Source organism: Hymenobacter daeguensis, from assembly GCF_054780555.1.
The window spans coordinates 96,789-116,900 of record NZ_BAAGWC010000014.1; the positions used below are offsets into that span (position 1 = coordinate 96,789).

General features: G+C 59.4%; 20 protein-coding genes. 13 read left to right on the forward strand and 7 right to left on the reverse strand.

The features are described 5' to 3' along the window. The first annotated feature begins 55 nt into the window (after positions 1-55). From ACYVHT_RS15640 to ACYVHT_RS15655, 4 genes are all read left to right on the forward strand, one after another. Complete coding sequence (locus ACYVHT_RS15640) at positions 56-547, forward strand: GIY-YIG nuclease family protein (RefSeq protein ID WP_460553724.1); 492 nt, start codon at positions 56-58, stop codon at positions 545-547. Then, positions 540-1,832: a restriction endonuclease subunit S gene (locus ACYVHT_RS15645; protein WP_460553726.1), complete on the forward strand. Its 1,293-nt coding sequence runs from the start codon at positions 540-542 to the stop codon at positions 1,830-1,832. Before ACYVHT_RS15640 ends, ACYVHT_RS15645 begins: the two co-directional genes overlap by 8 nt. Beyond that, positions 1,829-3,439 (forward strand): type I restriction-modification system subunit M, encoded by a 1,611-nt coding sequence (locus ACYVHT_RS15650; RefSeq protein WP_460553729.1) that lies wholly within the window; start codon positions 1,829-1,831, stop codon positions 3,437-3,439. The genes ACYVHT_RS15645 and ACYVHT_RS15650 overlap by 4 nt, the downstream gene beginning before the upstream one ends. Positions 3,440-3,709: 270 nt before the next feature. Next, positions 3,710-4,273, forward strand: coding sequence for a hypothetical protein (locus ACYVHT_RS15655; RefSeq protein WP_460553732.1), 564 nt, complete (start codon positions 3,710-3,712; stop codon positions 4,271-4,273). Between the two features lie 174 nt (positions 4,274-4,447). Here the strand turns inward: ACYVHT_RS15655 and ACYVHT_RS15660 are convergent, their stop codons facing one another. Continuing rightward, on the reverse strand, positions 4,448-4,921 hold the full coding sequence (locus ACYVHT_RS15660) for a YybH family protein (RefSeq protein WP_460553734.1): 474 nt from the start codon (positions 4,919-4,921) through the stop codon (positions 4,448-4,450). Positions 4,922-4,981: 60 nt separating this feature from the next. Then, entirely contained in the window at positions 4,982-5,743 is a 762-nt protein-coding gene (mtgA, locus tag ACYVHT_RS15665) for a biosynthetic peptidoglycan transglycosylase (RefSeq protein WP_460553737.1), read from the reverse strand. 154 nt (positions 5,744-5,897) lie between these two features. Between mtgA and ACYVHT_RS15670 the strand changes: the two genes are divergently transcribed. The 4 genes from ACYVHT_RS15670 (at position 5,898) to ACYVHT_RS15685 (ending at position 11,451) form a co-directional block, all read left to right on the forward strand. Then, the gene (locus tag ACYVHT_RS15670) at positions 5,898-6,533 is read left to right on the forward strand and encodes an LON peptidase substrate-binding domain-containing protein (protein WP_460553740.1); all 636 of its coding nucleotides are present in this window, start codon (positions 5,898-5,900) and stop codon (positions 6,531-6,533) included. Positions 6,534-6,995: 462 nt separating this feature from the next. Continuing rightward, positions 6,996-8,099, forward strand: coding sequence for an NAD-dependent epimerase/dehydratase family protein (locus ACYVHT_RS15675; RefSeq protein WP_460553743.1), 1,104 nt, complete (start codon positions 6,996-6,998; stop codon positions 8,097-8,099). 3 nt (positions 8,100-8,102) lie between these two features. Beyond that, complete coding sequence (locus ACYVHT_RS15680; RefSeq protein ID WP_460553746.1) at positions 8,103-9,629, forward strand: glycosyltransferase; 1,527 nt, start codon at positions 8,103-8,105, stop codon at positions 9,627-9,629. Between the two features lie 85 nt (positions 9,630-9,714). Continuing rightward, on the forward strand, positions 9,715-11,451 hold the full coding sequence (locus ACYVHT_RS15685; protein ID WP_460553749.1) for a hypothetical protein: 1,737 nt from the start codon (positions 9,715-9,717) through the stop codon (positions 11,449-11,451). 174 nt (positions 11,452-11,625) lie between these two features. On the opposite strand, the gene ACYVHT_RS15690 is transcribed toward ACYVHT_RS15685, so the two are convergent. Next, positions 11,626-12,438 (reverse strand): M48 family metalloprotease, encoded by an 813-nt coding sequence (locus tag ACYVHT_RS15690; RefSeq protein ID WP_460553752.1) that lies wholly within the window; start codon positions 12,436-12,438, stop codon positions 11,626-11,628. A gap of 136 nt (positions 12,439-12,574) precedes the next feature. Beyond that, positions 12,575-13,351 carry a murein L,D-transpeptidase catalytic domain family protein gene (locus tag ACYVHT_RS15695; protein WP_460553755.1) on the reverse strand — a complete coding sequence of 259 codons (777 nt, stop codon included), beginning with the start codon at positions 13,349-13,351 and terminating at the stop codon, positions 12,575-12,577. A 126-nt stretch (positions 13,352-13,477) separates the two neighbouring features. Here ACYVHT_RS15695 and ACYVHT_RS15700 point away from each other — a divergent pair, with 126 nt between their 5' ends. Further along, positions 13,478-13,900 carry a hypothetical protein gene (locus tag ACYVHT_RS15700; protein ID WP_460553758.1) on the forward strand — a complete coding sequence of 141 codons (423 nt, stop codon included), beginning with the start codon at positions 13,478-13,480 and terminating at the stop codon, positions 13,898-13,900. Positions 13,901-13,957: 57 nt separating this feature from the next. Here ACYVHT_RS15700 and ACYVHT_RS15705 read toward each other — a convergent pair whose 3' ends face one another. Both ACYVHT_RS15705 and ACYVHT_RS15710 read right to left on the reverse strand, forming a co-directional pair. Next, the gene (locus ACYVHT_RS15705; RefSeq protein ID WP_460553761.1) at positions 13,958-14,362 is read right to left on the reverse strand and encodes a hypothetical protein; all 405 of its coding nucleotides are present in this window, start codon (positions 14,360-14,362) and stop codon (positions 13,958-13,960) included. Positions 14,363-14,574: 212 nt separating this feature from the next. Further along, positions 14,575-15,099 carry a DUF4199 domain-containing protein gene (locus ACYVHT_RS15710; RefSeq protein WP_460553764.1) on the reverse strand — a complete coding sequence of 175 codons (525 nt, stop codon included), beginning with the start codon at positions 15,097-15,099 and terminating at the stop codon, positions 14,575-14,577. A 215-nt stretch (positions 15,100-15,314) separates the two neighbouring features. Between ACYVHT_RS15710 and ACYVHT_RS15715 the strand changes: the two genes are divergently transcribed. Beyond that, the gene (locus tag ACYVHT_RS15715; protein WP_460553767.1) at positions 15,315-16,946 is read left to right on the forward strand and encodes an ABC-F family ATP-binding cassette domain-containing protein; all 1,632 of its coding nucleotides are present in this window, start codon (positions 15,315-15,317) and stop codon (positions 16,944-16,946) included. Between the two features lie 104 nt (positions 16,947-17,050). After that, positions 17,051-17,857: a hypothetical protein gene (locus ACYVHT_RS15720; protein ID WP_460553771.1), complete on the forward strand. Its 807-nt coding sequence runs from the start codon at positions 17,051-17,053 to the stop codon at positions 17,855-17,857. 85 nt (positions 17,858-17,942) lie between these two features. On the opposite strand, the gene ACYVHT_RS15725 is transcribed toward ACYVHT_RS15720, so the two are convergent. Then, a complete protein-coding gene (locus ACYVHT_RS15725) occupies positions 17,943-18,101 on the reverse strand; it encodes a lmo0937 family membrane protein (protein WP_460500626.1) in 159 nt (52 codons plus the stop codon). A 216-nt stretch (positions 18,102-18,317) separates the two neighbouring features. On the opposite strand from ACYVHT_RS15725, the gene ACYVHT_RS15730 reads away from it, so the two are divergent. After that, a complete protein-coding gene (locus ACYVHT_RS15730; RefSeq protein ID WP_460553773.1) occupies positions 18,318-19,205 on the forward strand; it encodes a 3-hydroxybutyryl-CoA dehydrogenase in 888 nt (295 codons plus the stop codon). A gap of 346 nt (positions 19,206-19,551) precedes the next feature. Further along, complete coding sequence (gene msrA, locus ACYVHT_RS15735; RefSeq protein WP_460553776.1) at positions 19,552-20,088, forward strand: peptide-methionine (S)-S-oxide reductase MsrA; 537 nt, start codon at positions 19,552-19,554, stop codon at positions 20,086-20,088. Positions 20,089-20,112: the final 24 nt, after the last annotated feature.

Consider the following 20,112-nt stretch of genomic DNA (forward strand, 5'->3'; position numbering starts at 1 on the left):
TGCTTCGACTTCGCTGCGCTCCGCTCAGCATGACGTTCTAAAGCCCTACTCAGCCATGTACGTCTACATCCTCACCAATCCCGCCCATACGGTCCTCTACATCGGCGTTACCAACGACCTCAACCGCCGCCTGTCAGAGCACAGCTCCGGCTTGGGCAATGCCTACAAGTTCACCGGCCACTACCAATGCAACTTGCTGATATATTTCGAGCATTGCGTCGATGCCAGCCAGGCCATTGCCCGCGAAAAACAGCTCAAAGGTTGGACGCGGGCAAAGAAAGAGGCACTCATCGCGGGCCTGAACCCAAGTTGGGAAGCCGTCGACCTGCAAACCTGGAACGGTGGAATGGAAGATACCCCAACTGCCTTCCTAACTCGTCTACAACAAGCCCGTCATGCTGAGCAAAGTCGAAGCATCTCGCGTGCTGACGCTGCCACCACCCCCAACGCCCCCGAGCGAGATGCTTCGACTGCGCTCAGCATGACAATAGGCCACCAGTCCCCAACAACACCAACCCACCTACCGCAAAACAAGCTACATGAGTAAAGAAACGAAAAAGACGGCCCTGCCGAAGCTGCGGTTTCCGGAGTTTGTGGAGGCGCCGGAGTGGGAAGTAAAAGAATTGGGTAACATGAGTGATGTGCGAGACGGAACTCATGATTCGCCAAAATTCTATAGCGCAGGAAAACCGTTGGTTACATCGAAAAATCTATTATCCAGCGGGGATTTAGACTTAAAAAACACTGATTTAATTTCAGTAAGTGACTACGAGCAGATTAATAAAAGGTCACGGGTAGATGTAGGAGACATATTATTCGGTATGATTGGAACAATAGGCAATCCAGTCAAAGTAAAAACAGATGGATTTGCTATTAAGAACGTTGCACTTATAAAGCAACAAGAAGAATTATTGAATGATTACCTCGTTCAATTTCTCAATAGTAAATACTTTTCGAGTGAATTAAACAGGCTAAATACTGGTAATACTCAAAAATTTATTGCGCTAGGAATTTTAAGAAAGATTGAAATTTTTTGCCCACCTCTGCTCGAACAGCAAAAAATAGCCGCCGCCCTTTCCTCTCTCGATGACTTCATCACCGCGCAAAGCGTTAAGCTGGATTCTCTCCAGGAGCACAAGCGAGGCCTGATGCAGGGGCTCTTTCCCGCCGAAAGAGAAACGGTGCCGAAGCTACGGTTTCCAGAATTTCAAGATGCGGAGGAATGGGTGGACACTAATTTTTACGACTTGCTAGATGAGGTCCTTGATTTTAGAGGAAGGACACCTCCAAAGCTTGGAATGAGTTGGGGTGGTGGCAACATTGTCAGTCTTTCTGCAAACAATGTAAAAAACGGGTTTATTGATTTTGATGCGGAATGCAACTTGGGGAGCGAAGAATTATATGATAAATGGATGGGGAAAGTAAATCTTGAAAAGGGAGATATTGTCTTCACAATGGAAGCACCATTAGGCAAGGCCTTGCTAGTTCCTGATTCTCAGAAATACATTTTAAGCCAGCGGGTAGTCGCGTTTAAAACAAAAGCCACAGTAAATAATCCATTTCTAATTCAGTTAATCTGGAGCAAACAATTTCAAGATGAACTTGAAAAGCTCTCAACTGGCTCCACAGCGAAAGGGATTAACCAAAAAACGTTGCGGACTATTGTTGTCAAACTTCCTTATGAAATCGAGGAACAGCAAAAAATCGCCGCCTGCCTCTCGTCTCTCGACAACCGTATCACTGCGCAAACGCAAAAAATAGAAGCCCTCAAACTCCATAAAAAAGGGCTGATGCAGAACCTGTTTCCCGCTGCCCCCGAACCCACCGCATGAGCAACCAACAAAGCCAACAACTAGGCAAAACCCTCTGGGCCATTGCCGACCAGCTACGGGGCGCGATGAACGCCGACGACTTCCGCGACTACATGCTGTCGTTCCTCTTCCTGCGCTACCTCTCCGACAACTACGAAACCGCCGCCCGCAAGGAGCTGGGCACCGACTACCCCGCCCTGCCCCCCGGCGACCAGCGCGCCCCCCTGGCCGTGTGGTACGCCGCCAACGCGGCCGACGTGCCCGAGTTTGAGCAGCTCATGCGCCGCCGCGTACACTACGTCATCGAGCCCCGGCACCTGTGGAGCCACATCGCCGAGCTGGCCCGCACCCAGCACGACGAGCTGCTGAAGACCCTCGGCGAAGGCTTCAAGTTCATCGAAAACGAGTCCTTCGACAGCACCTTCCAGGGCCTCTTTTCCGAAATCAACCTCAACTCCGAGAAGCTCGGACGCACCTACCCCGAGCGCAACGCCAAGCTCTGCACCATCATCCAGAAAATCTCGGAGGGCATCCGCGACTTCTCCACCGACGCCGACACCCTGGGCGACGCCTACGAGTACCTCATCGGGCAGTTTGCGGCCGGCGGCGGCAAGAAGGCCGGCGAGTTCTACACGCCCCAGCCCATCTCCACCATCCTGTCCGACATCGTGGTGCTCGACGGCCAGAATCCCGCCGCCGGCAAGCGCGCCAAGCTGGAAAGAGTTCTGGATATTACCTGTGGGTCGGGCTCCTTGCTGCTCAACGTGCGCCATAAAATGCATGAGAGTGGGGGAACCATCGGCAAGATTTACGGCCAGGAAAAGAACATCACCACCTACAACTTGGCGCGCATGAACATGCTGCTCCACGGCGTGAAGGACACCGAGTTCGACATCCACCACGGCGACTCCCTCAAGAACGACTGGGACCTGCTCAACGAGCCCAACCCGGCCAAAAAGATGGCGTTCGACGCCATCGTGGCCAACCCGCCCTTCTCCTACCGCTGGGAGCCCACCGAGGCCCTGGGCGAAGACTTCCGCTTCAAGAGCCACGGCCTGGCCCCCAAGTCGGCCGCCGACTTTGCCTTCCTGCTCCACGCCTTCCACTTCCTCAGCCCCGAGGGCACCATGGCCATCATCCTGCCCCACGGCGTGCTGTTCCGGGGCGGGGCCGAGGAGCGCATCCGCACCAAGCTGCTCAAGGACGGCCACATCGACACCGTCATCGGCCTGCCCGCCAACCTGTTTTTCAGCACCGGCATCCCCGTCTGCATCCTCGTGCTCAAGAAGTGCAAGAAGCCCGACGACGTGCTGTTCATCAACGCCGCCGAGCACTTCGAAAAGGGCAAGCGCCAGAACTTCCTGCGCCAGCAGGACATCGACAAAATCGTGGCCACCTACCGCGACCGCACCGAGGAAGACCGCTACGCCCGCCGCGTGCCCATGGCCGAAATCGAGCAGAACGGCTACAACCTCAACATCTCGCGCTACGTGAGTACCGCCACCAGCGCCGAGGAAATCGACCTGCTGGCCGTGCACAAGCAGTTGGTTGAAATCGAGAAGCAGGCCGCCGAAGCCACCGCCCGCCACAACCAGTTCCTGGCCGAGTTGGGCCTCCCGCTGATTTAAGCAAGAGCGGCAAAAAACGTCATGCTGAGCGCAGCGGAGTCGAAGCATCTCGCTTGCAGCAGTAATTAATACCGTCACAACGAAGCGCGCGAGATGCTTCGACTCCGCTGCGCTCCGCTCAGCATGACGGTCTGTAAAACCAACTCATTCCTCAGACAAGAAGCCCCGCCCCCAGCGGGGCTTTTTTATTTCCTAACCATACAATAAACTAAATATTCCTTCGTAACTAGCCCGCACAATTCCACACCTAACCCCCAATCTTTTACCACCATGGCAAAAGCTACCAACGCCCTCACCCAGGGACTCTCCGGCAAGGTCTCCGGCCTCGTCTTCCGCCAAAACGCCAACGGCACTGTCTCCGTCGGCGATGCCCCCCGCCCCTCCTCCAAGGCTCCCACGCCCGCCATCCTCGCCCAGCGCCAGCGCTTCCAGCGGGCCGCCTTCTACGGCCGCGCCACCCAGCAAGACCCTGCCCAGAAAGCCGCCTACCAGTCCGCCACCTCCCCCGACATCCAGTCCGCCTGCGCCGTCGCCGTCGCCGACTACCTCAACGCCCCCGACATCCGTAGCGTCGATTTCTCCGCCTACCGCGGTGCCATCGGCGACGAAATCGTCATCCAGGCCACCGACGACTTCGCCGTCCACCACGTCCACGTCCGTATCCAGAACCCCGACGGCACCCTCGTCGAAGAAGGCGACGCCACCCCCGACCCCGACGGCTACACCTACCGCTACACCGCCACCGCCCAAAACGCCAGCCTCGCCGGCGACAAAATCCTCGTCTCCGCCTACGACAACCCCGGCAACGAAACCACCCAGCAAAAAACCCTCTAGCCCGCCCCCACCTCCCGGTTCCGTCCAATTTCGCCTCACCGCCTCCCAGCCGCCTTCAGTAGGCCTTCCCCCTGCTTCGCCCGATACCCCATCGCGGTAAAAGTCAATTTCCACGTCACCTCATCCGGCCCCGCCTTTTTGGCGGGGCCTTCTTTTTGCCCGCTGCCTGGCCCGCTACTGCGCGCTGTTCGTGTGGTCGGCCACCACCACCCACTGGCCGTCAATCTGCCGTAGCACCAGCAGGAAGTAGCCCTGCAAGTCGCCGAGCGCCGCCGGCCGCGCCAGGTGCCAGCGCCCCACCACCTGCGCCGCCGTGGGGGCCACCAGCGTCACCCGCAGCCCGCTGAAATCGAGCTGGCCCATGGCCGCCGCGTCGGGGTAATTCTTCTGGTAGTTGGCCAGCGTGGGCTGCCAGCCATACGTCGGCCCCTTCCGCCCGATGAACACCAGCGAGTCCGACTGCCAGTAGCCCGCCATGAAGCCCGGAATATCGCCCCGGTTCCAGGCCGCCATCTGCGTAGTGAGCACCTGCACGATGGCTCGGCGGGCGGCGGCCGGGTTGGCGACGGGGGCTGCGGGGCGCGTGGCAGCGCAGCCGGCGAGGCCCAGGCCACCAAGGAGCAACGGAAGAATATGGTGATGCTTCATAGCAGCAAAAGAACGTCATGCTGAGCGCAGTCGCAGCATGACGTTCTTTTGCTCCCCAGCTCATTTCAATATCTCGGCCACGAAGCGGGTGCCGCCCAGCCGGCGCATGTTGCGCATCACGCGCAGCTGCTTGGCCCGCGCCACCGGCCCGGGATTGGAGGCCCGGAAGCGCAGCGGATTGGGCAGCACCCCGGCCAGCAGCGCCGCTTCGGCGGCGGTTACCTCGCTGGCGGGCTTGCCAAAATAGCGCCGGCTCGCCGCCTCCACCCCAAAGGTGCAGTCGCCCATCTCGGCCACGCTCAGGTACATCTCCATGATGCGCCGCTTGCTCCACAGCGTTTCGATGAGCACCGTGAAATAGGCCTCGGCCGCCTTGCGCACATAGCTGCGCCCCTGCCACAGAAACACGTTTTTGGCCACCTGCTGCGAGATGGTGCTGCCGCCCACAATGTGCTTGCCGTCGCCGTTCCAGTTGCGCCTGGCGGCCCTGGTCAGCGCGTCCAGGTCGAAGCCGTGATGCATGAGAAAGCGCTGGTCCTCAGCCGCCACCAGGGCCAGGGGCACGTTCGGGGCCACCTCGTCGAGGGTCCGGAAATCGTAGTGAATGCGGCGGGGCTCTTCCTGAATGCCGTAGTAGCCCAGGCCCACCGGCGGGTGGGCGTGGCGGTCCAGCATCAGCCAGGTGGCCGGTGGGGCCACCCAGCGGTATATCAGCACCCAGGCAATGGAGGTCAGAAACAGCGCCGCGCCCACCTGCAGCAGCAGGCGGCCGGCTTTCTTGAGCAGCACGGAAACGTCGGGAATCAGCTTGGCAGAAGGCATCGGGCGCAAAAGTAGCTTGGCAAGCGGGGTTTCAGCTTTCCCCCCTACCTTGCTGCCTCCTACGCGGCGGCTTGCCCCTGGCAGCGGCCCCAAACCCAATCAAGCCCATCAGCTGTTGAGGCCTTGATTTCATTCCTGCTCACGTTCGCTCCCCATGGCCCGCCTGCTGCCGCTATTCCCCCTGAATCTGGTCGTCTTTCCGGGCGAAAAGCTGAACCTGCACATCTTCGAGCCCCGCTACCGCCAGCTGGTGCGCGAGTGCATCGAGCAAAACACCACCTTCGGCATCCCGCCCTACCTCGACGAGTCGCTGAGCGAACTGGGCACTGAAATGCGCCTCATCAGCGTGGAGCAAACCTACGCCAGCGGCGAGCTCGACATCCGGACCAGGGCCGTGGGCGTGTTCCGCATCAATAAATTCTACCGCCAGGCCCCCGGCAAGCTCTACGCCGGCGGCTTGGTCGAAGACGTGGTGCAGGACGACGAAGCCGACCCCCTGCTGCGCGACATCATCACCCGCCAGGTGCGCCAGCTCTACGAAGCCCTCGGCCTGCGCAAGCTCCTGCTGGAGCTGGCCCCCAACTACACCATCTTCGACGTGGCCCACCACATCGGCTTCAGCACCGACCAGGAATACCAGCTCCTGGCCACCACCAGCGAGCTCGAACGCCAGGAGATGGTGCGCGAGCACCTCAACACCATCCTGCCCGTGGTGCTCGAAACCGAGCGCCTCAAGGAGCGGGTGCGCCTGAATGGCCATTTCAAAAACCTCACCCCGCCCAATTTTTAACCGCCGGCTGCCCGCGCCACTGGCGGGCAAGCCAGCCAAACGGCTTGCCCGCCAGTGGCGCGGTGCGGCATCACGTTGCAGGAGCGCCCCTGCTTATGCGTGCCATTAATCTTATGCGTGCCATTAATGCGCCCGCGGCTGCGTCAGCAGGCTGGCCCCTGCGCGGGTGCGCGCCGCGCCCAAAGCGCAGCATATCAGAATAAGGACGTAGCTATTTCAGCGTTTTCGAAGTTTTATTTAACTGGTTATTAAAAAGATTTTTACCAGTGCCTGCACCTGAGCTTATCCGGTTATTCTACCATTATAGTCTGATTTCTACCCTTATTTCGAAAAATACCTCTAACTATATTTTTGAATCCTTAAGAATATTTAGCCTAATTTTAGGCAAAAAGCTATAATTATTATAAATATCAGCAATTCTATCCCAGCATAACCGGGTTTCCTTTCCGCACTACATCGTACATGAAATCAATACTCGTCACAGGGTCTTCCGGGCTTATTGGCTCGGAGGTAGCCACTTTTTTCGCCGGCTGCGGGTGGGAAGTGCATGGCCTCGACAACAATCAGCGGGCCGTATTCTTTGGCCCTCAGGGCGATAACCGCGCAAATCAGCGGCGCCTGGCCCAATCCCTGGGCAGCGCTTTCTGTCATCATGAGCTCGATATCCGCGACCGCCAGGGCGTGATGGACCTGCTCCGGAAAGTGCGCCCCTTTGCCATTGTGCACACCGCCGCCCAGCCCTCCCACGACCGGGCCGCCACCATTCCGTTCGATGACTTCGATACCAATGCCACCGGCACCCTGAACCTGCTGGAAGCCACCCGTCAGTTCTGCCCGGAATCGCCGTTTGTGCACCTGTCGACCAATAAGGTGTACGGCGACCGGCCCAACCTCATTGCCCTCACCGAGCTGGAAACCCGCTGGGACTATGCCGACCCGGCCTACGCCGACGGCATTGCCGAGGATTTTTCCATCGACCAGTCAAAGCACTCGCTTTTTGGGGCTTCCAAGGTGGCGGCCGATGTGATGGTGCAGGAATACGGTCGCTATTTTGGCATGCCCACCTGCTGCCTGCGCGGCGGCTGCCTCACCGGCCCCAACCACTCGGGGGTTGAGCTGCACGGTTTTCTGAGCTACCTGGTGCGGTGTAACCTGGAAGGCCGCGAATACAAGATTTTCGGCTACAAAGGCAAGCAGGTGCGCGACAATATTCACGCCTTCGACGTGGCCCGGTTCATCAACATGTTCGTCAATACCCCGCGCGTGGGCGAGGTGTACAACCTGGGGGGCGGCCGGGCCAACTCCTGCTCCATTCTGGAAGCCTTCAGCCTGGTCGAAAAGTTTTCTGCAAAGCCCCAGACCTATCATTACGTGCCCACCAACCGCGTTGGCGACCACATCTGCTACATCTCAAACCTGGCCAAGATGCGCGCCCACTACCCTTCCTGGGACATCAGCATTTCCCTCGAAGCCACCATTAAGCAGCTGGTCGAGGCAACGCTCCTGAAAGTGGGCCCGGTTAAGCTCGCCCAGGGGCCAACTGCCACCAAGTCCGTTCTGAAATAGCCGATGGATAGCATTTCTATTGTCAGGGAACTGGCAATCCGCGAGCACACGCGTGATGACTACTGGCTTCGGAAAGACCCCATTGCCGACGAGCGGTTGCTGTGGCGCGCCCAAACCTTCCGGCACCTGGTGCACCTGCTTCCCGGCCAGTCTGTTCTGGAGCTGGGCAGCGGCACGGGCCTTTTCACGCACAAGCTGCGGCAGGCCACGCGGGGCGAAAACCCCATCACGGCCATCACCTTTGCCGAAGGCCCCGCCGGCAATGAAACCGCCGACCCGGCCCTGCACCGCATCAGCTACGCGCAGCTTCAGCAGGCGCAACCGGCCCCGGAATTTGATTTTGTGGTCGTAATTGACCTGCTCGATGAAGCCAACTGCGCCTGGGTTCTGCGCCAGGCCTATGCTTATCTGAAGACCGGCGGGCAGGTCGTGTTCTACGAAAACAACCCCTGGAATCCGTTTTTCAGGCTGAATAATGCTGTATTCAAGCACTCGGGGGGGGCCAGCTACCGCAAGCTCTACAGCCGCCAGCAGCTGCACCGCCTGATAAAGGCCGCCGGCTTTAGCAATACCTTCTCCGCCTTTCACGATTTTGCCTATGCGCCGCTGGCGGGCAACGGGAAATGGCTGCTGCAAAATCTGTCGATTATTCTGGAAAACATGCCGGTGGTGCAGAATATTGCCAGCTCCATTCTGGTGCACGCGCAAAAGGGTGCCATCAAGCCCTACCTGCCCGCCAGCTCGCTGTTTGAGCATCCGCAGCTGCATCGAGCGGTGTCGGTGGTGGTGCCCTGCCACAACGAGGAAATGAATATCGGGCCGCTGGTGAGCCGCCTGATGGACCTCTACAGCAGCTACATCCACGAGATAGTGCTGGTTGACGACAACAGCCGCGACAGCACCCGCGAGGTTATTGCCGAGCTGGCCGAAGCTTACCCGGTCATCAAACCCGTTTTTCGCACCCCACCCAATGGCGTGGGCCGCGCTATCACGGATGGCTACCGCGCCGCAACCGGCCAATACGTCCTGTCCATCGACTGCGACTTCCGGGAGCTGCTGCCGGAGCTGCGCGACATCTTCGACGGCGCGGCCGAGGGGTATGGCGTGGTCATCGGCAGCCGGTTTTCGCGCTACAGCGTGCTGCTCAACTACCCTTTCCAGAAAATTGTGGCCAACCGCGGCTTCCACGTGCTGGCCCGCCTCATGCTCAACACCAAATTTCGCGACGTCACCAACAACCTCAAGCTGTTCCGGCGCGAAGTGGTCGATGCCATGCCGCTCACGCAGCCCGGCTTCTCCATCAACGCCGAAACCGGCCTGCTGCCCCTCGTGATGAATTATTCGGTGAAGGAAGTGCCCATGTCGTGGATAAATCGCACGGCCGAAATGGGCGTTTCCTCGTTCCGGCTGGCCAAAGTGGGCGGAGGCTATTGGCAGGTGCTGTACCGGCTCTGGCTCACCACCGTGTTCAAGTCGAAGAAATATTATCCATCCCTGCACTTGCAGCCCGAAAAGAAATACGCCGAGTAGCCGGGCGGTACGCGTGGCAGGCCCGGCCCCTGGCTACGCGCGCCGCCCGGCTGCTCCGTTCTTGTTGCCTAAAATCCCTCGTTTGGTGAAAATTCAGCCCTCCCGCTATGCTACCGAATCCCCCGGCACCGGCCTTCCATCCCCGCCCGCAGCCCTGAAGCCTTCCCGCTGGGAATACCTGTTGCCGGGCTTCGCAGTCTGCGCCATTCTGTTTCACTGCGTCACGGTATCGGCCAAAAAGTTTTTCTGGAACGACGAGCTGTTCTCGTACTACATGACCTCGGAGGCATCGTATGACAAGATGCTCATTGCGTTTCACGACAAGCTGAACAACACCCCCTTCCTGTATTTTTTTCTGGGCTGGAACTGGGACAAGCTGTTTGGCTCCTCGGAGCTGTCGTTGCGCCTCTTCACTTCGCTGGGCATGTGCATTGCCCTGGCCATTGCCTGGGTTGTCATCCGCCGCACTTTTCACTTCTGGCCCACGGCGCTGGGGGTCAGCCTGGTGTTCTGCACCTCCAACCTGATATTGATTCAGAACGGGGAAGCCCGCATGTATGGGCTGTTTCTGGCCGTCAGCGCCGTTTGCCTGCTGCTCTACGCCAGGCTTTACCAGAAGCGCCATGCCGGCCTGGGCATGCTGTTGCTCAATGCCTGCGCCCACGCGGCGTTGGTGCACACGCATTTGTTTGGGCTGTTCTACGGGGCGGGGGTGTTGCTCGCGTTTGTCATCGTCGACCGGCTGCTGCGCATGTTCAGGCCCTGGCTGTATGCGTCCATTGTGTTGGGCTGGCTTTCGCTGGTGTTTTACATGCCGGCCTTTCTGGTGCAGGCCGATGCCGGCAAGCCCCGCACCTGGATACCCGCCCCCGACCTGCGCGACCTCATCGACATCTATGGCATCACCGCTCAAAGCTTTGCCTCCCGCACCCTGCTGGTCGTCTTTGCCCTCATTGTCAGCGTCTTTATCTATCAGTATAAAAAACCGGGGGTAAGCAGCTATTTCAGCAGGTACCGGCCCCAGGCTGCCGAGATACCGTTGCTGGTGTTTGCGGCTGTTTTTTTGCTGGTCCCGGTTGGTGTGTGGGTGGTGTCGCTCACCATCAAACCGGTGTTTTACCCGCGCTATATGCTGCCAAGTGCCCTGGGCTGGGCTATTCTGCTCACCTACATTGCCTCCCGCAACACGGCCCACGCGCTATTCACCGAAGATATCCAGTCTTTTTTCAAGCGTCAGAAACCGCTGGCCGGCGCGTTTGTCAGCCTGGCCCTCGTCCTGCTGGTGGCGGCCGCGTTGGTTCGCCCGGTACTGGTTGGCATCAATTTCAGAGGGAAGCTGCGGCCGGGGTCCCGCGACTTACGCAAGTCGATTCTGCGCAAATACGGCCAGCTGCCTCGCGTCGTCACCCTGTCGGGCGACTTTCTGGAGCGCAACTACTACTCGCCTGACCGTCGCCAGTATTATTATATCCTGGACTGGAAGTCGGCAGTGGCCCCCAGCAGCGGCACCTTTCCCCCTCAGGAGTTCAAGCACATGCAGGCTTGGCGGCGCAATTTTCCGGCCCGGTTTGAGCGCAACATCCTTACCAACGACGAGTTTTTGAGCCGGTATGACCGATTTCTGGTCATCGACCGTCCCAACTACCTGGCCCAGTGCCAGCCCAACCACCATGGCCTGCACACCCACAACCTGTGGGATGACTACCTGGAATGCCCCCAATGGGTCGAAATGCGCCTACTCGCCAATCCTGCCTACCGGGTAACCCCCCTCGAAAACTTCCCCTGGCTGGCCGTGCTGCTGGTAGAAAAAGCAGGCAACTAGAGATGCTGCTTCCGCGACGGGTCTAGCCATATAAGCTCTGCCGCAGTACCGGCACGCAGCTGATGAGCATGTTTTTCCGGGAAGGCCGGACGCCTGATTGCTGACTAAAAAAGCGGCGAAAACCCAACTGCAAGGCTGGATTTTCGCCGCTTTCGGCTGTGTTGAAATGCCCGGCTATTGCTTCAGCCCGGCCGGCACACCCTGCGGATAATCGGCCGCAATGTCCTTCTCCAGCTCGCCAATGCGGTTGCCCGGGTCGGGGTGTGTGCTCATAAACTCGGGAGTGCTGCTGCGGCCCTCCTGGCTGCGCAGCATTTCCATCACTTTTATCATCGAGCGGGGGTCGTAGCCGGCTTTGGGCGTGAAATCGACGGCCAGCTTGTCGGCTTCCAACTCATCGTTGCGGCTGAAGCGCAGGCTGATAACCTTGGCAATGGCCGCCGCAATGGCCGCCTTGGCCACCGAGCTGCCGGGGTTATTGGGGTCGTACGAGGCGATGGAAGCCGCGCCGGCCAGCCCCTGCGTCAGGTTCGACTTGGCCACCTGCTCGGCCGAGTGCCGGCCCACAACGTGGCCGATTTCGTGCGCCAGCACCCCCGCCAGCTGCCCTTCCGAAGTCAGGTTTTTCAGCAGCCCCTGGGTGATGAATACCTGCCCGCCGGGCAGCGCAAAGGCATTGATGGTCTGGTCGTCGGCCAGCAGATGAAACTGGAACCGGTAGGGTGTCTGGCCGGCTTTGGTGCTGGCCACGATTTTCTGGCCGACCTGCTGCACGGCAGCCGTGGCGCGGGCATCGGGGCTTTCGCCGCCGTATTGGGCGGCCATTTCGGGAGCCGCCTGCACCCCCAGGGCAATTTCCTGGTCGGCGCTCATGTTGACGTGCTGGGTTTCGCCCGTCACCTCATTTTTGGAGGTATTGAAAAAGTAGCCGAACAAAGCCACTGCCGCCACGATGATGGCAATGATGAAGCGAAGATTTAAGCGCATGGACAGGGGAAGTAAAGAAGTATGAAATGTGGCGCAGCTAACCAGCCGGCCACCCCAGGCCGAAGCCCGATGCGCCTTTAACGCACCCTTCCCTTCCGGGTTATTGCCCGCCCTGCCCCGCCCCGGTGGCCTGGCCCTACTGCATGCTGGCAAAAGCCGCCACCGCGCCATCCAGGTCCAGCCATTTGGAGCGGTAGCCCGCCCCGGCCGGCCCGTGCAGATACAGCACGCTGCCCCCCTGAATGGCCTTCACAATGGCCGGCGTTTGGGCCACGGGCAGCGCCGGGCAGCCCTGGCTGCGGCCCAGGCGGCCGTGCGCCCGCACAAAGTCTTCGCACACGTAGTCGGCCCCGTGCACCACCACGGCCCGGCTCTCGGCATTGGTGTTGAAGCCGGGGTCGAGGCCCTTGATTTTGAGCGAGAGGCCGTGCTTGCCCACGTAGGTAGTGGGAGCCGTGCGGTAAAATCCCAGGCTGCTCATTTCCGAGCCATCCTGGTTCGAAAAGGCCATCGGCACATCGGCACCGCTGGCTTTGCCGTGGGCCACCAGCGTGTGGTAGAGCACCTTGGCTTTTTCGATATTAATCACCCAAAGCCGCTTCTGCTGGCTGGGCCGGCTGAAGTCAATCAGCGTAAGCACCGGCGGCACCGGGGCCCGGTGGCTGGCCGCCCGCAGGTTATAGTAGCCCACCAGGCCTTCCCGAAAAACGGCCAGGGGCAGGTCCGAAACATTCAGCTGCAGCCGCGCATAGAGCTGCGCGGTTTTCTGCTCGAAGGCGGTTTGGAAATAGGCCCGGCGGGCCTGCGCCGGCAGCTTTGCCAGCGCACTCACCGGTACCTCCTGAGCCGAGAGCTGGAAAGCCGGGGCCAGCATCGACAATCCCAACCCGAAGCGAACAAGGTGTTTCAGCATATTCAATAACAATGGCTAACGTAGTATCTTATCTATTTTGCGATGCGAGCACGACACCGCTAGCTCAAATTTAGTGCTTAGTTTCGTCCGATGCTTGGCGCTGGGCCAACTTTTTCCCCCCTGTCCTTGAATTCACGTCCCTTTTCAGCGTTTTCCGGCCGCCGCCGCCTGGCGCTTCTGGCGAGTGCGGCCTTTCTGGCCGGCTGTGGCCACGCCCTGCCCCAACTGCCCGGCTTCGACGCTGCCGCCTGGCGCGCCGACCCCTATGCCTGCCACAACCAGCGCCGCGCGGCCGTGCCCGCCCTCACCCAAAGCAAGGAGAAGCTCTACGAGGCCCGGGCCGACGACGTGACGGCCCTGCTCGGCCCGCCCGACGAGGAGGAGCTGCGGGCCGGCACCGAGAAAGTGTATTACTACTACCTGCAGCCCGGCAGCCAATGCACTGGCCGCCACGCCCGCTCAGGCGCGCCCTGCCTGAGCCTGCGCTTCGGCCCGCTCGGCACCGTGACGGAAGTCCTCACCGACCCGCTCACGCCCGCGGCCCCATAACGCCAAAAGGCCCGCCAGATGCCTGGCGGACCTTTTTATTGCGTAACCTGGAATTACTTAGCCCAGGCCGTTGCCCGTATTGGCGGGAGCGCCGGCGGGCTGGCCGTTCTGCTCCTGAAGCTGGCTGAGCTGCGTGGGCGTGAGAATACGGCTGCACTCCTGCTCATACTGGGCTTCCAGCTCGGCGGCTTTGGCGGCGCGGGTTGTTTCGTCGTTGCGGTACTCGCGCTCGATGATTGTCAGGCCCGCCAGCTTGGTGCGGTTCACGGGCAGCAGGCGCAGAAACTGCCCCTCGTTGAGGTGCAGGCGGGTGGTCATGTCGCGGGTCAGGCTCACGGCTTTGTCGCCGTAGGCCTTGCTCATGGCGGGGTGTTCCGACAGCCGGTCAGCCATTTGGGCCTGTGCGCCGAAGGATACGCCAGCCAACAGCAACGTTAGCAAAAAGGCGTTGGTCTTGCACATAAAAAACAAATATTTGACAGGGGAGATGTTTGAAATTTGTTCTTAACGGCCGCAAGTTAGTGTTTAGTTTCCGAACTAGTCTAATTCATCTTCTAATCTCAATAAAAAATATAGTGCGACACAAATAAAAACTTGCATCGGCGGCAAGAACCAGCAACAAAAAAGGGCTGACTCCAGGAGTCAGCCCTTTACGGTCAAGGGATTATCAAACCCTAGTTTTCTTTCATTTCTGCCTGTTCTTCATCGGGCGAGCGGTAATACTGCATGGCAATGAGGGAGGTGATTACGCCGGTCATTGTGCCCATCAGGATAATGCCGAGGCCGCTGATAAGCACACCCAGGTCTGCGCCAAACAGGTCGCGCGAGCGGATTTGCGAAATGGCCTGCTGGCTAATGCCGCCCATCAGCCAGAAAGCAGCCCCCAGTATTGCCGAGGCAATCAGGGCCGTGATGATGCCCGTGCCGTAGCCTTCGAGGTAGCCCATGCTACGGCCCTTCACCATGCGCAGGTGACGGATGGACAGCACCACGCCCGCAATGATGATGGCGCCATTGAGCGCACTGGCTTCGATGTTGCCGAGAAAGCCTGTCAGGGCGGCAATGACCATATAGACTATCAGGACCCCGGCCGTGTAGATGCCGTACCGAACGCCATTGCCTTCGGCGGTGGCGCGAAGCGCTGCCAGGCGGCTGGCGGAAGAAACACCGGTTGTTTTGAGTGCGGGTGCAGTTGCCATTGGATAAAGGAGTTAAAAGTGGAATGTGGCGCAATTGCCACGGCTTTCCCCTTTATACTGCCTTCGCTGGTGCGGGGTTTTACCCGAATGGCGTTGACTGGCACTTATTTGCACGGGCGGCGGTTTATTTCAATGCTTCGGCGGCGGCTTCCTGCGTAATTTTACCGCCGACTGCGTGCTATGCGCCTTTTTACGTACTCTTTCTAGTTAGTTGAATGATTTCCACCTCCAATGTGAGCCTGCGCTACGGCAAGCGTGTGCTGTTTGAAGATGTTACCGTTAAATTCCTGCCTGGCAACGTCTATGGCCTCATCGGGGCCAATGGCGCGGGCAAATCGACCTTTTTGAAAATCCTTTCGGGGGAATTGGAGCCCAATACCGGCGCGGTGGAGATGCCCGCTGGCCAGCGCCTGGCGGTGCTGAAGCAGAACCAGTTTGCCTACGACGACCAGCAAGTGCTCCAGACCGTGATTCAAGGCCACCAGAAGCTGGCCGACGTGATGAAGGAGAAGGATGCCCTCTACGCCAAATACGATGCGGGCACGGCCACCGATGCCGACGGGGAGCGCCTCGGCGTGCTCGAAGGCGAGTTTGCCGACATGAACGGCTGGGACGCCGACTACCAGGCCGCCGAGCTGCTTTCCGGCCTGGGCATCACCGAAGACAAGCACTACGCGCTGATGGCCGACCTTGGGGCCAGCGAAAAAGTGCGTGTGCTGCTGGCCCAGGCCCTTTTTGGCAACCCCGACGTGCTGCTGCTCGACGAACCGACCAACAACCTTGATGCCGAGAGCGTGCTCTGGCTCGAAAACTTCCTCGACAACTTTGAGAATACGGTGATTGTGGTGAGCCACGACCGCCACTTCCTCGATGCCGTGTGCAACTACATGGCCGACCTGGACTTCTCGAAAATTACCATGTACCCCGGCAACTACTCGTTCTGGTACGAGAGCAGCCAGCTGGCCCTGCGCCAGCGCCAGGACGTGAACAAGAAAACCGAGGACAAGCGCAAAGAGCTCGAAGAGTTTGTGCGCCGCTTCTCGGCCAACGCTTCGAAAAGCAAGCAGGCCACCAGCCGCCAGAAGCTGCTGCAAAAGCTGACGCTGGAGGAAATCAAGCCCTCGTCGCGCCGCTATCCCTACATCGCCTTCAAGCCCGAGCGCGAAGCCGGCAACCAGCTGCTCACGGTGGACGGCGTGGCTAAGTCGGTAGACGGCCAGTCGGTGCTCAAAAACGTGTCGTTCACGCTCGACAAGGGCGACAAGGTGGCCATTGTGGGCCGCGACGACCGCGCCGCCTCCCTCCTGTTCGACATCATCTTTGGCGAAGCCAAGGCCGATAAAGGCGAGTACAAATGGGGCACCACCATCACGCCCAGCTACTTCCCCAAGGAAAACAGCGCCTTCTTCCAGGCCGACAACATGAACCTCGTAGACTGGCTGCGCCAGTACTCGGTGGAGAAGGACGAGAGCTTTGTGCGCGGCTGGCTGGGCCGGATGCTGTTTTCGGGCGAGGAATCGCAGAAGAAGCCCAATGTGCTGAGCGGGGGCGAGAAAGTGCGCTGCATGCTCTCGAAAATGATGCTGGAAAGCGGCAACGTGCTGGTGCTGGACGACCCGACGAACCACCTGGACCTGGAAAGCATTCAGGCCCTCAACAACGGCCTGAAGGAATTCAGCGGCTCGCTCATCTTCGCCTCGCACGACTTGCAGTTCATCGACACCGTGGCCAACCGCATTATCGAACTCACGCCCGACGGCATCATCGACCGCCGCATGAACTACGAGGAGTACCTGGCCGACGAAACGCTGAAGGCTCAGCGGCAGAAAATGTATCAGCTGGCGTAAATAATCGACGAATGAAGCCCGGGGAGCGACTTTTTTCCCGGCCTTCGCTGTTGCGTTGAACCACCGTTTCCCGTTCTTCATTCTCCCCTATTTTCGCTTTCCGCATGAAACGTTATTTGCGCTCGCTGTTGCTTGTTGTCGGGGTGGCCGGCCTTTCTGCTTTGCAGGCCCAGGCCCAGGACAAGCCCGTGCTGAACTCGGCGCCTCCCGGCCCGCCCACGGCCCCGCCGCGCCCCGTAGAGCCCACGCCGGCCCCCGTTGCGCCAGCCCCAGAACCCACGCCGGCCCCTGAGCCCACTTACAATACCCCGGCTCCGCAGCCTACGCCCGATGCGCCATCGGGCCTGCAGCTGCCGGGCCGTGAGCAGGCTCGTAAGGCAGAGCAAGCCCACGCCGACCAGAATACCAAGTTCTTTATTTATTCGGGCTTCGGGCTCAGCTATTCCTCCAACATCTACTACGATGGCGGAGCGCTCAACGTCAGCATCTCGCCAGCCCTGGGCTACCGCATCAATGACCGGATTTCGGTTGGCCCCGGCATCAGCTACGCCTACACCAACCAAACCTTCGGCAAAGGCAACCCAACGCTGAGCCTGAACAACATTGGGGTCAAGGCCTTCGCGCAAATTCGGGTTATCGACCAGTTTTTTGTCCACGGCGAATATGAAGTGACGAAGGCTGAGCTGCCGTTGGTAGATGCCAACAATAACTATTTAATCTCCAACAATAAGTTTCTCACCGGCACCCGCACCATAGAGTCGCCCCTGGCGGGCGTGGGCTACCGCACGCCCTTGGGCAACCGGGCGGCCGCCGATATTCTGGTGCTGTACAACTTCAACGACACGTTCAACAACAGCATCTATAGCAACCCGGTCATCCGCTTCAACTTCCTGTTCAATATCGGCCGCTAGGGGCTCTCGCTTTTACCCACAAAAAAGCCGCGCTGTTTCCAGCGCGGCTTTTTTGTGTTTTTACGTTTAACCCAATTAGGTGGCGCTATACAGCGCTTCGCCCGCTAATGACGCGGAGCAGCACGGCAATGATGGCAATGACCAGCAGAACGTGAATGATGCCGCCCGAAACGAAGCCCCCGAAGAAGCTTACAGCCCAGATGATGACCAGAATGACGGCGATGATATACAGGAGGTTGCCCATGGCTTTGAAGAGGTTAAGAAGTATGAAGGGGAGGTGAAAAATGTTAGAGAAGTATCTCTGGGGCATTGTACGGGGCACCTTTCAAAAGGATATAATAATTGAAAAATTATTTTGCAATAGCCAAACAAAAACAGCGGTTGTGAATGCCGCCGTAGCTTTGCCGGCGCGGGCCGATGCGCCCTACGCTATTTCCCACCCACTCTTTTTCTGTTCGTTATGAATGTTGCCGTTATTGGCTCTGGCACCATGGGCAATGGCATTGCCCACGTATTTGCCCAGCATGGGTTTTCGGTGTCGCTGATTGACATTAGCCAGCCGGCGCTGGACCGCGCGCTGGGCACCATCACCAAAAACCTGGACCGCCAGGTGGCCAAAGCCACCCTGAGCGAAGACGACAAAACCGCCACCCTGGGCCGGCTCAAAACCTTTACTTCGCTGGCCGAAGGCGTGGCCGGCGCGGGCCTGGTGGTGGAGGCAGCCACCGAAAACGTGGACCTCAAGCTGCAAATCTTCCGCGACCTGGACCAGCACGCGCCCGCCGATGCCATTCTGGCCTCCAACACGTCGTCCATTTCCATCACCAAGATTGCGGCCGTCACCAGGCGGCCCCAGCAGGTGATTGGGATGCACTTTATGAACCCCGTGCCGGTGATGAAGCTGGTGGAGGTGATTCGGGGCTACGCCACGTCGGATGCCGTGACGACGCAGGTGATGGACCTGTCGCGGCAGCTGGGCAAAACGCCCACCGAGGTGAACGACTACCCCGGCTTCGTGGCCAACCGCATTCTGATGCCGATGATTAACGAGGCCATCATCTCGCTCTTCGAGGGCGTGGCCGGCGTGGAGGAAATTGACACGGTGATGAAGCTGGGCATGGCCCACCCCATGGGCCCGCTGCAGCTGGCCGATTTTATTGGGCTGGATGTGTGCCTGGCCATTCTGCGGGTGCTGCACGAGGGGTTCGGCAACCCCAAGTACGCGCCCTGCCCGCTGCTGGTGAACATGGTGACGGCCGGCCGCCTGGGCGTGAAATCTGGCGAGGGCTTCTATCAGCACACCGCCGGCTCGAAGGACCTGGTGGTGGCCGAGCGGTTCCGCAAGTAGGCTCTGCCGGGTCGGGAAGCACTTCCGATAGGCTTGAAACCGCATCCCGCCGATGCGGGGACGGATTTGGGAATACCGAAAGTGTCTTCCGGCCAGGCGAGGCAGGATTTCAGGCCAGCAAAAGCCGTCCCCGTCTAGGTGGGGACGGCTTTTTGCATTCTCGAAGTTGTCCCCGCCTCGGCGGGATGCGGTTTCAAGCCTATTGGAAGTGCTTCCCGACCCGGCGGGGCTAGGTGTTGGAAATAATAGAAGCAGCCCCCGACTTGTTGGGGCTGCTGTAAGGAAATAACCCCGGCCGCGTCTACCGCGTTGTTACCAACCCAACAACGAACCAATTTCCTTACCCATGCAACATGCAACATTTGGCGCCGGCTGCTTCTGGTGCGTCGAAGCCGTATTTCAGAATTTAAAAGGTGTCGAAAAAGTGGTTTCTGGCTACGCCGGGGGCCGCATTGCCAACCCGACGTATAAGGAAGTGTGCAGCGGCCTCACCGGCCACAACGAGGTTATCGACATCACCTTCGACCCGGCCGTTATCAGCTACAAGGAGTTGCTCGAAATCTTCTGGAAAACCCACGACCCGACCACCCTCAACCGCCAGGGCAACGACGTGGGCACCCAGTACCGCTCGGGCATCTACTACCATAACGAGGAGCAGAAGCAGCTCGCCGAGGAGTACAAGCAAAAGCTCAACGACAACCACGCCTTCCCCAACCCGGTGGTAACGGAGATTCTGCCCGCCCCCACCTTCTACCCCGCCGAGGACTACCACCAGAACTACTTCAATCTGCACGGCCACGAGCCCTACTGCCAGTTTGTGGCCCGCCCCAAAGTGGACAAGGTGAAGGCGCTGTTTGGCGAGAAGCTGAAGGCTGGCGTGTAGTGCTACCCGATAGCCCCAGCGGGG

Bases quoted from the DNA above. Each gene is read 5' to 3' on its own strand.
- ACYVHT_RS15640 (WP_460553724.1), top strand. From the start codon at position 56: ATGTACGTCTACATCCTCACCAATCCCGCCCATACGGTCCTCTACATC.
- ACYVHT_RS15645 (WP_460553726.1), top strand. From the start codon at position 540: ATGAGTAAAGAAACGAAAAAGACGGCCCTGCCGAAGCTGCGGTTTCCG.
- ACYVHT_RS15650 (WP_460553729.1), top strand. From the start codon at position 1,829: ATGAGCAACCAACAAAGCCAACAACTAGGCAAAACCCTCTGGGCCATT.
- ACYVHT_RS15655 (WP_460553732.1), top strand. From the start codon at position 3,710: ATGGCAAAAGCTACCAACGCCCTCACCCAGGGACTCTCCGGCAAGGTC.
- ACYVHT_RS15660 (WP_460553734.1), bottom strand. From the start codon at position 4,921: ATGAAGCATCACCATATTCTTCCGTTGCTCCTTGGTGGCCTGGGCCTC.
- mtgA (WP_460553737.1), bottom strand. From the start codon at position 5,743: ATGCCTTCTGCCAAGCTGATTCCCGACGTTTCCGTGCTGCTCAAGAAA.
- ACYVHT_RS15670 (WP_460553740.1), top strand. From the start codon at position 5,898: ATGGCCCGCCTGCTGCCGCTATTCCCCCTGAATCTGGTCGTCTTTCCG.
- ACYVHT_RS15675 (WP_460553743.1), top strand. From the start codon at position 6,996: ATGAAATCAATACTCGTCACAGGGTCTTCCGGGCTTATTGGCTCGGAG.
- ACYVHT_RS15680 (WP_460553746.1), top strand. From the start codon at position 8,103: ATGGATAGCATTTCTATTGTCAGGGAACTGGCAATCCGCGAGCACACG.
- ACYVHT_RS15690 (WP_460553752.1), bottom strand. From the start codon at position 12,438: ATGCGCTTAAATCTTCGCTTCATCATTGCCATCATCGTGGCGGCAGTG.
- ACYVHT_RS15695 (WP_460553755.1), bottom strand. From the start codon at position 13,351: ATGCTGAAACACCTTGTTCGCTTCGGGTTGGGATTGTCGATGCTGGCC.
- ACYVHT_RS15705 (WP_460553761.1), bottom strand. From the start codon at position 14,362: ATGTGCAAGACCAACGCCTTTTTGCTAACGTTGCTGTTGGCTGGCGTA.
- ACYVHT_RS15710 (WP_460553764.1), bottom strand. From the start codon at position 15,099: ATGGCAACTGCACCCGCACTCAAAACAACCGGTGTTTCTTCCGCCAGC.
- ACYVHT_RS15715 (WP_460553767.1), top strand. From the start codon at position 15,315: ATGATTTCCACCTCCAATGTGAGCCTGCGCTACGGCAAGCGTGTGCTG.
- ACYVHT_RS15720 (WP_460553771.1), top strand. From the start codon at position 17,051: ATGAAACGTTATTTGCGCTCGCTGTTGCTTGTTGTCGGGGTGGCCGGC.
- ACYVHT_RS15725 (WP_460500626.1), bottom strand. From the start codon at position 18,101: ATGGGCAACCTCCTGTATATCATCGCCGTCATTCTGGTCATCATCTGG.
- ACYVHT_RS15730 (WP_460553773.1), top strand. From the start codon at position 18,318: ATGAATGTTGCCGTTATTGGCTCTGGCACCATGGGCAATGGCATTGCC.
- msrA (WP_460553776.1), top strand. From the start codon at position 19,552: ATGCAACATGCAACATTTGGCGCCGGCTGCTTCTGGTGCGTCGAAGCC.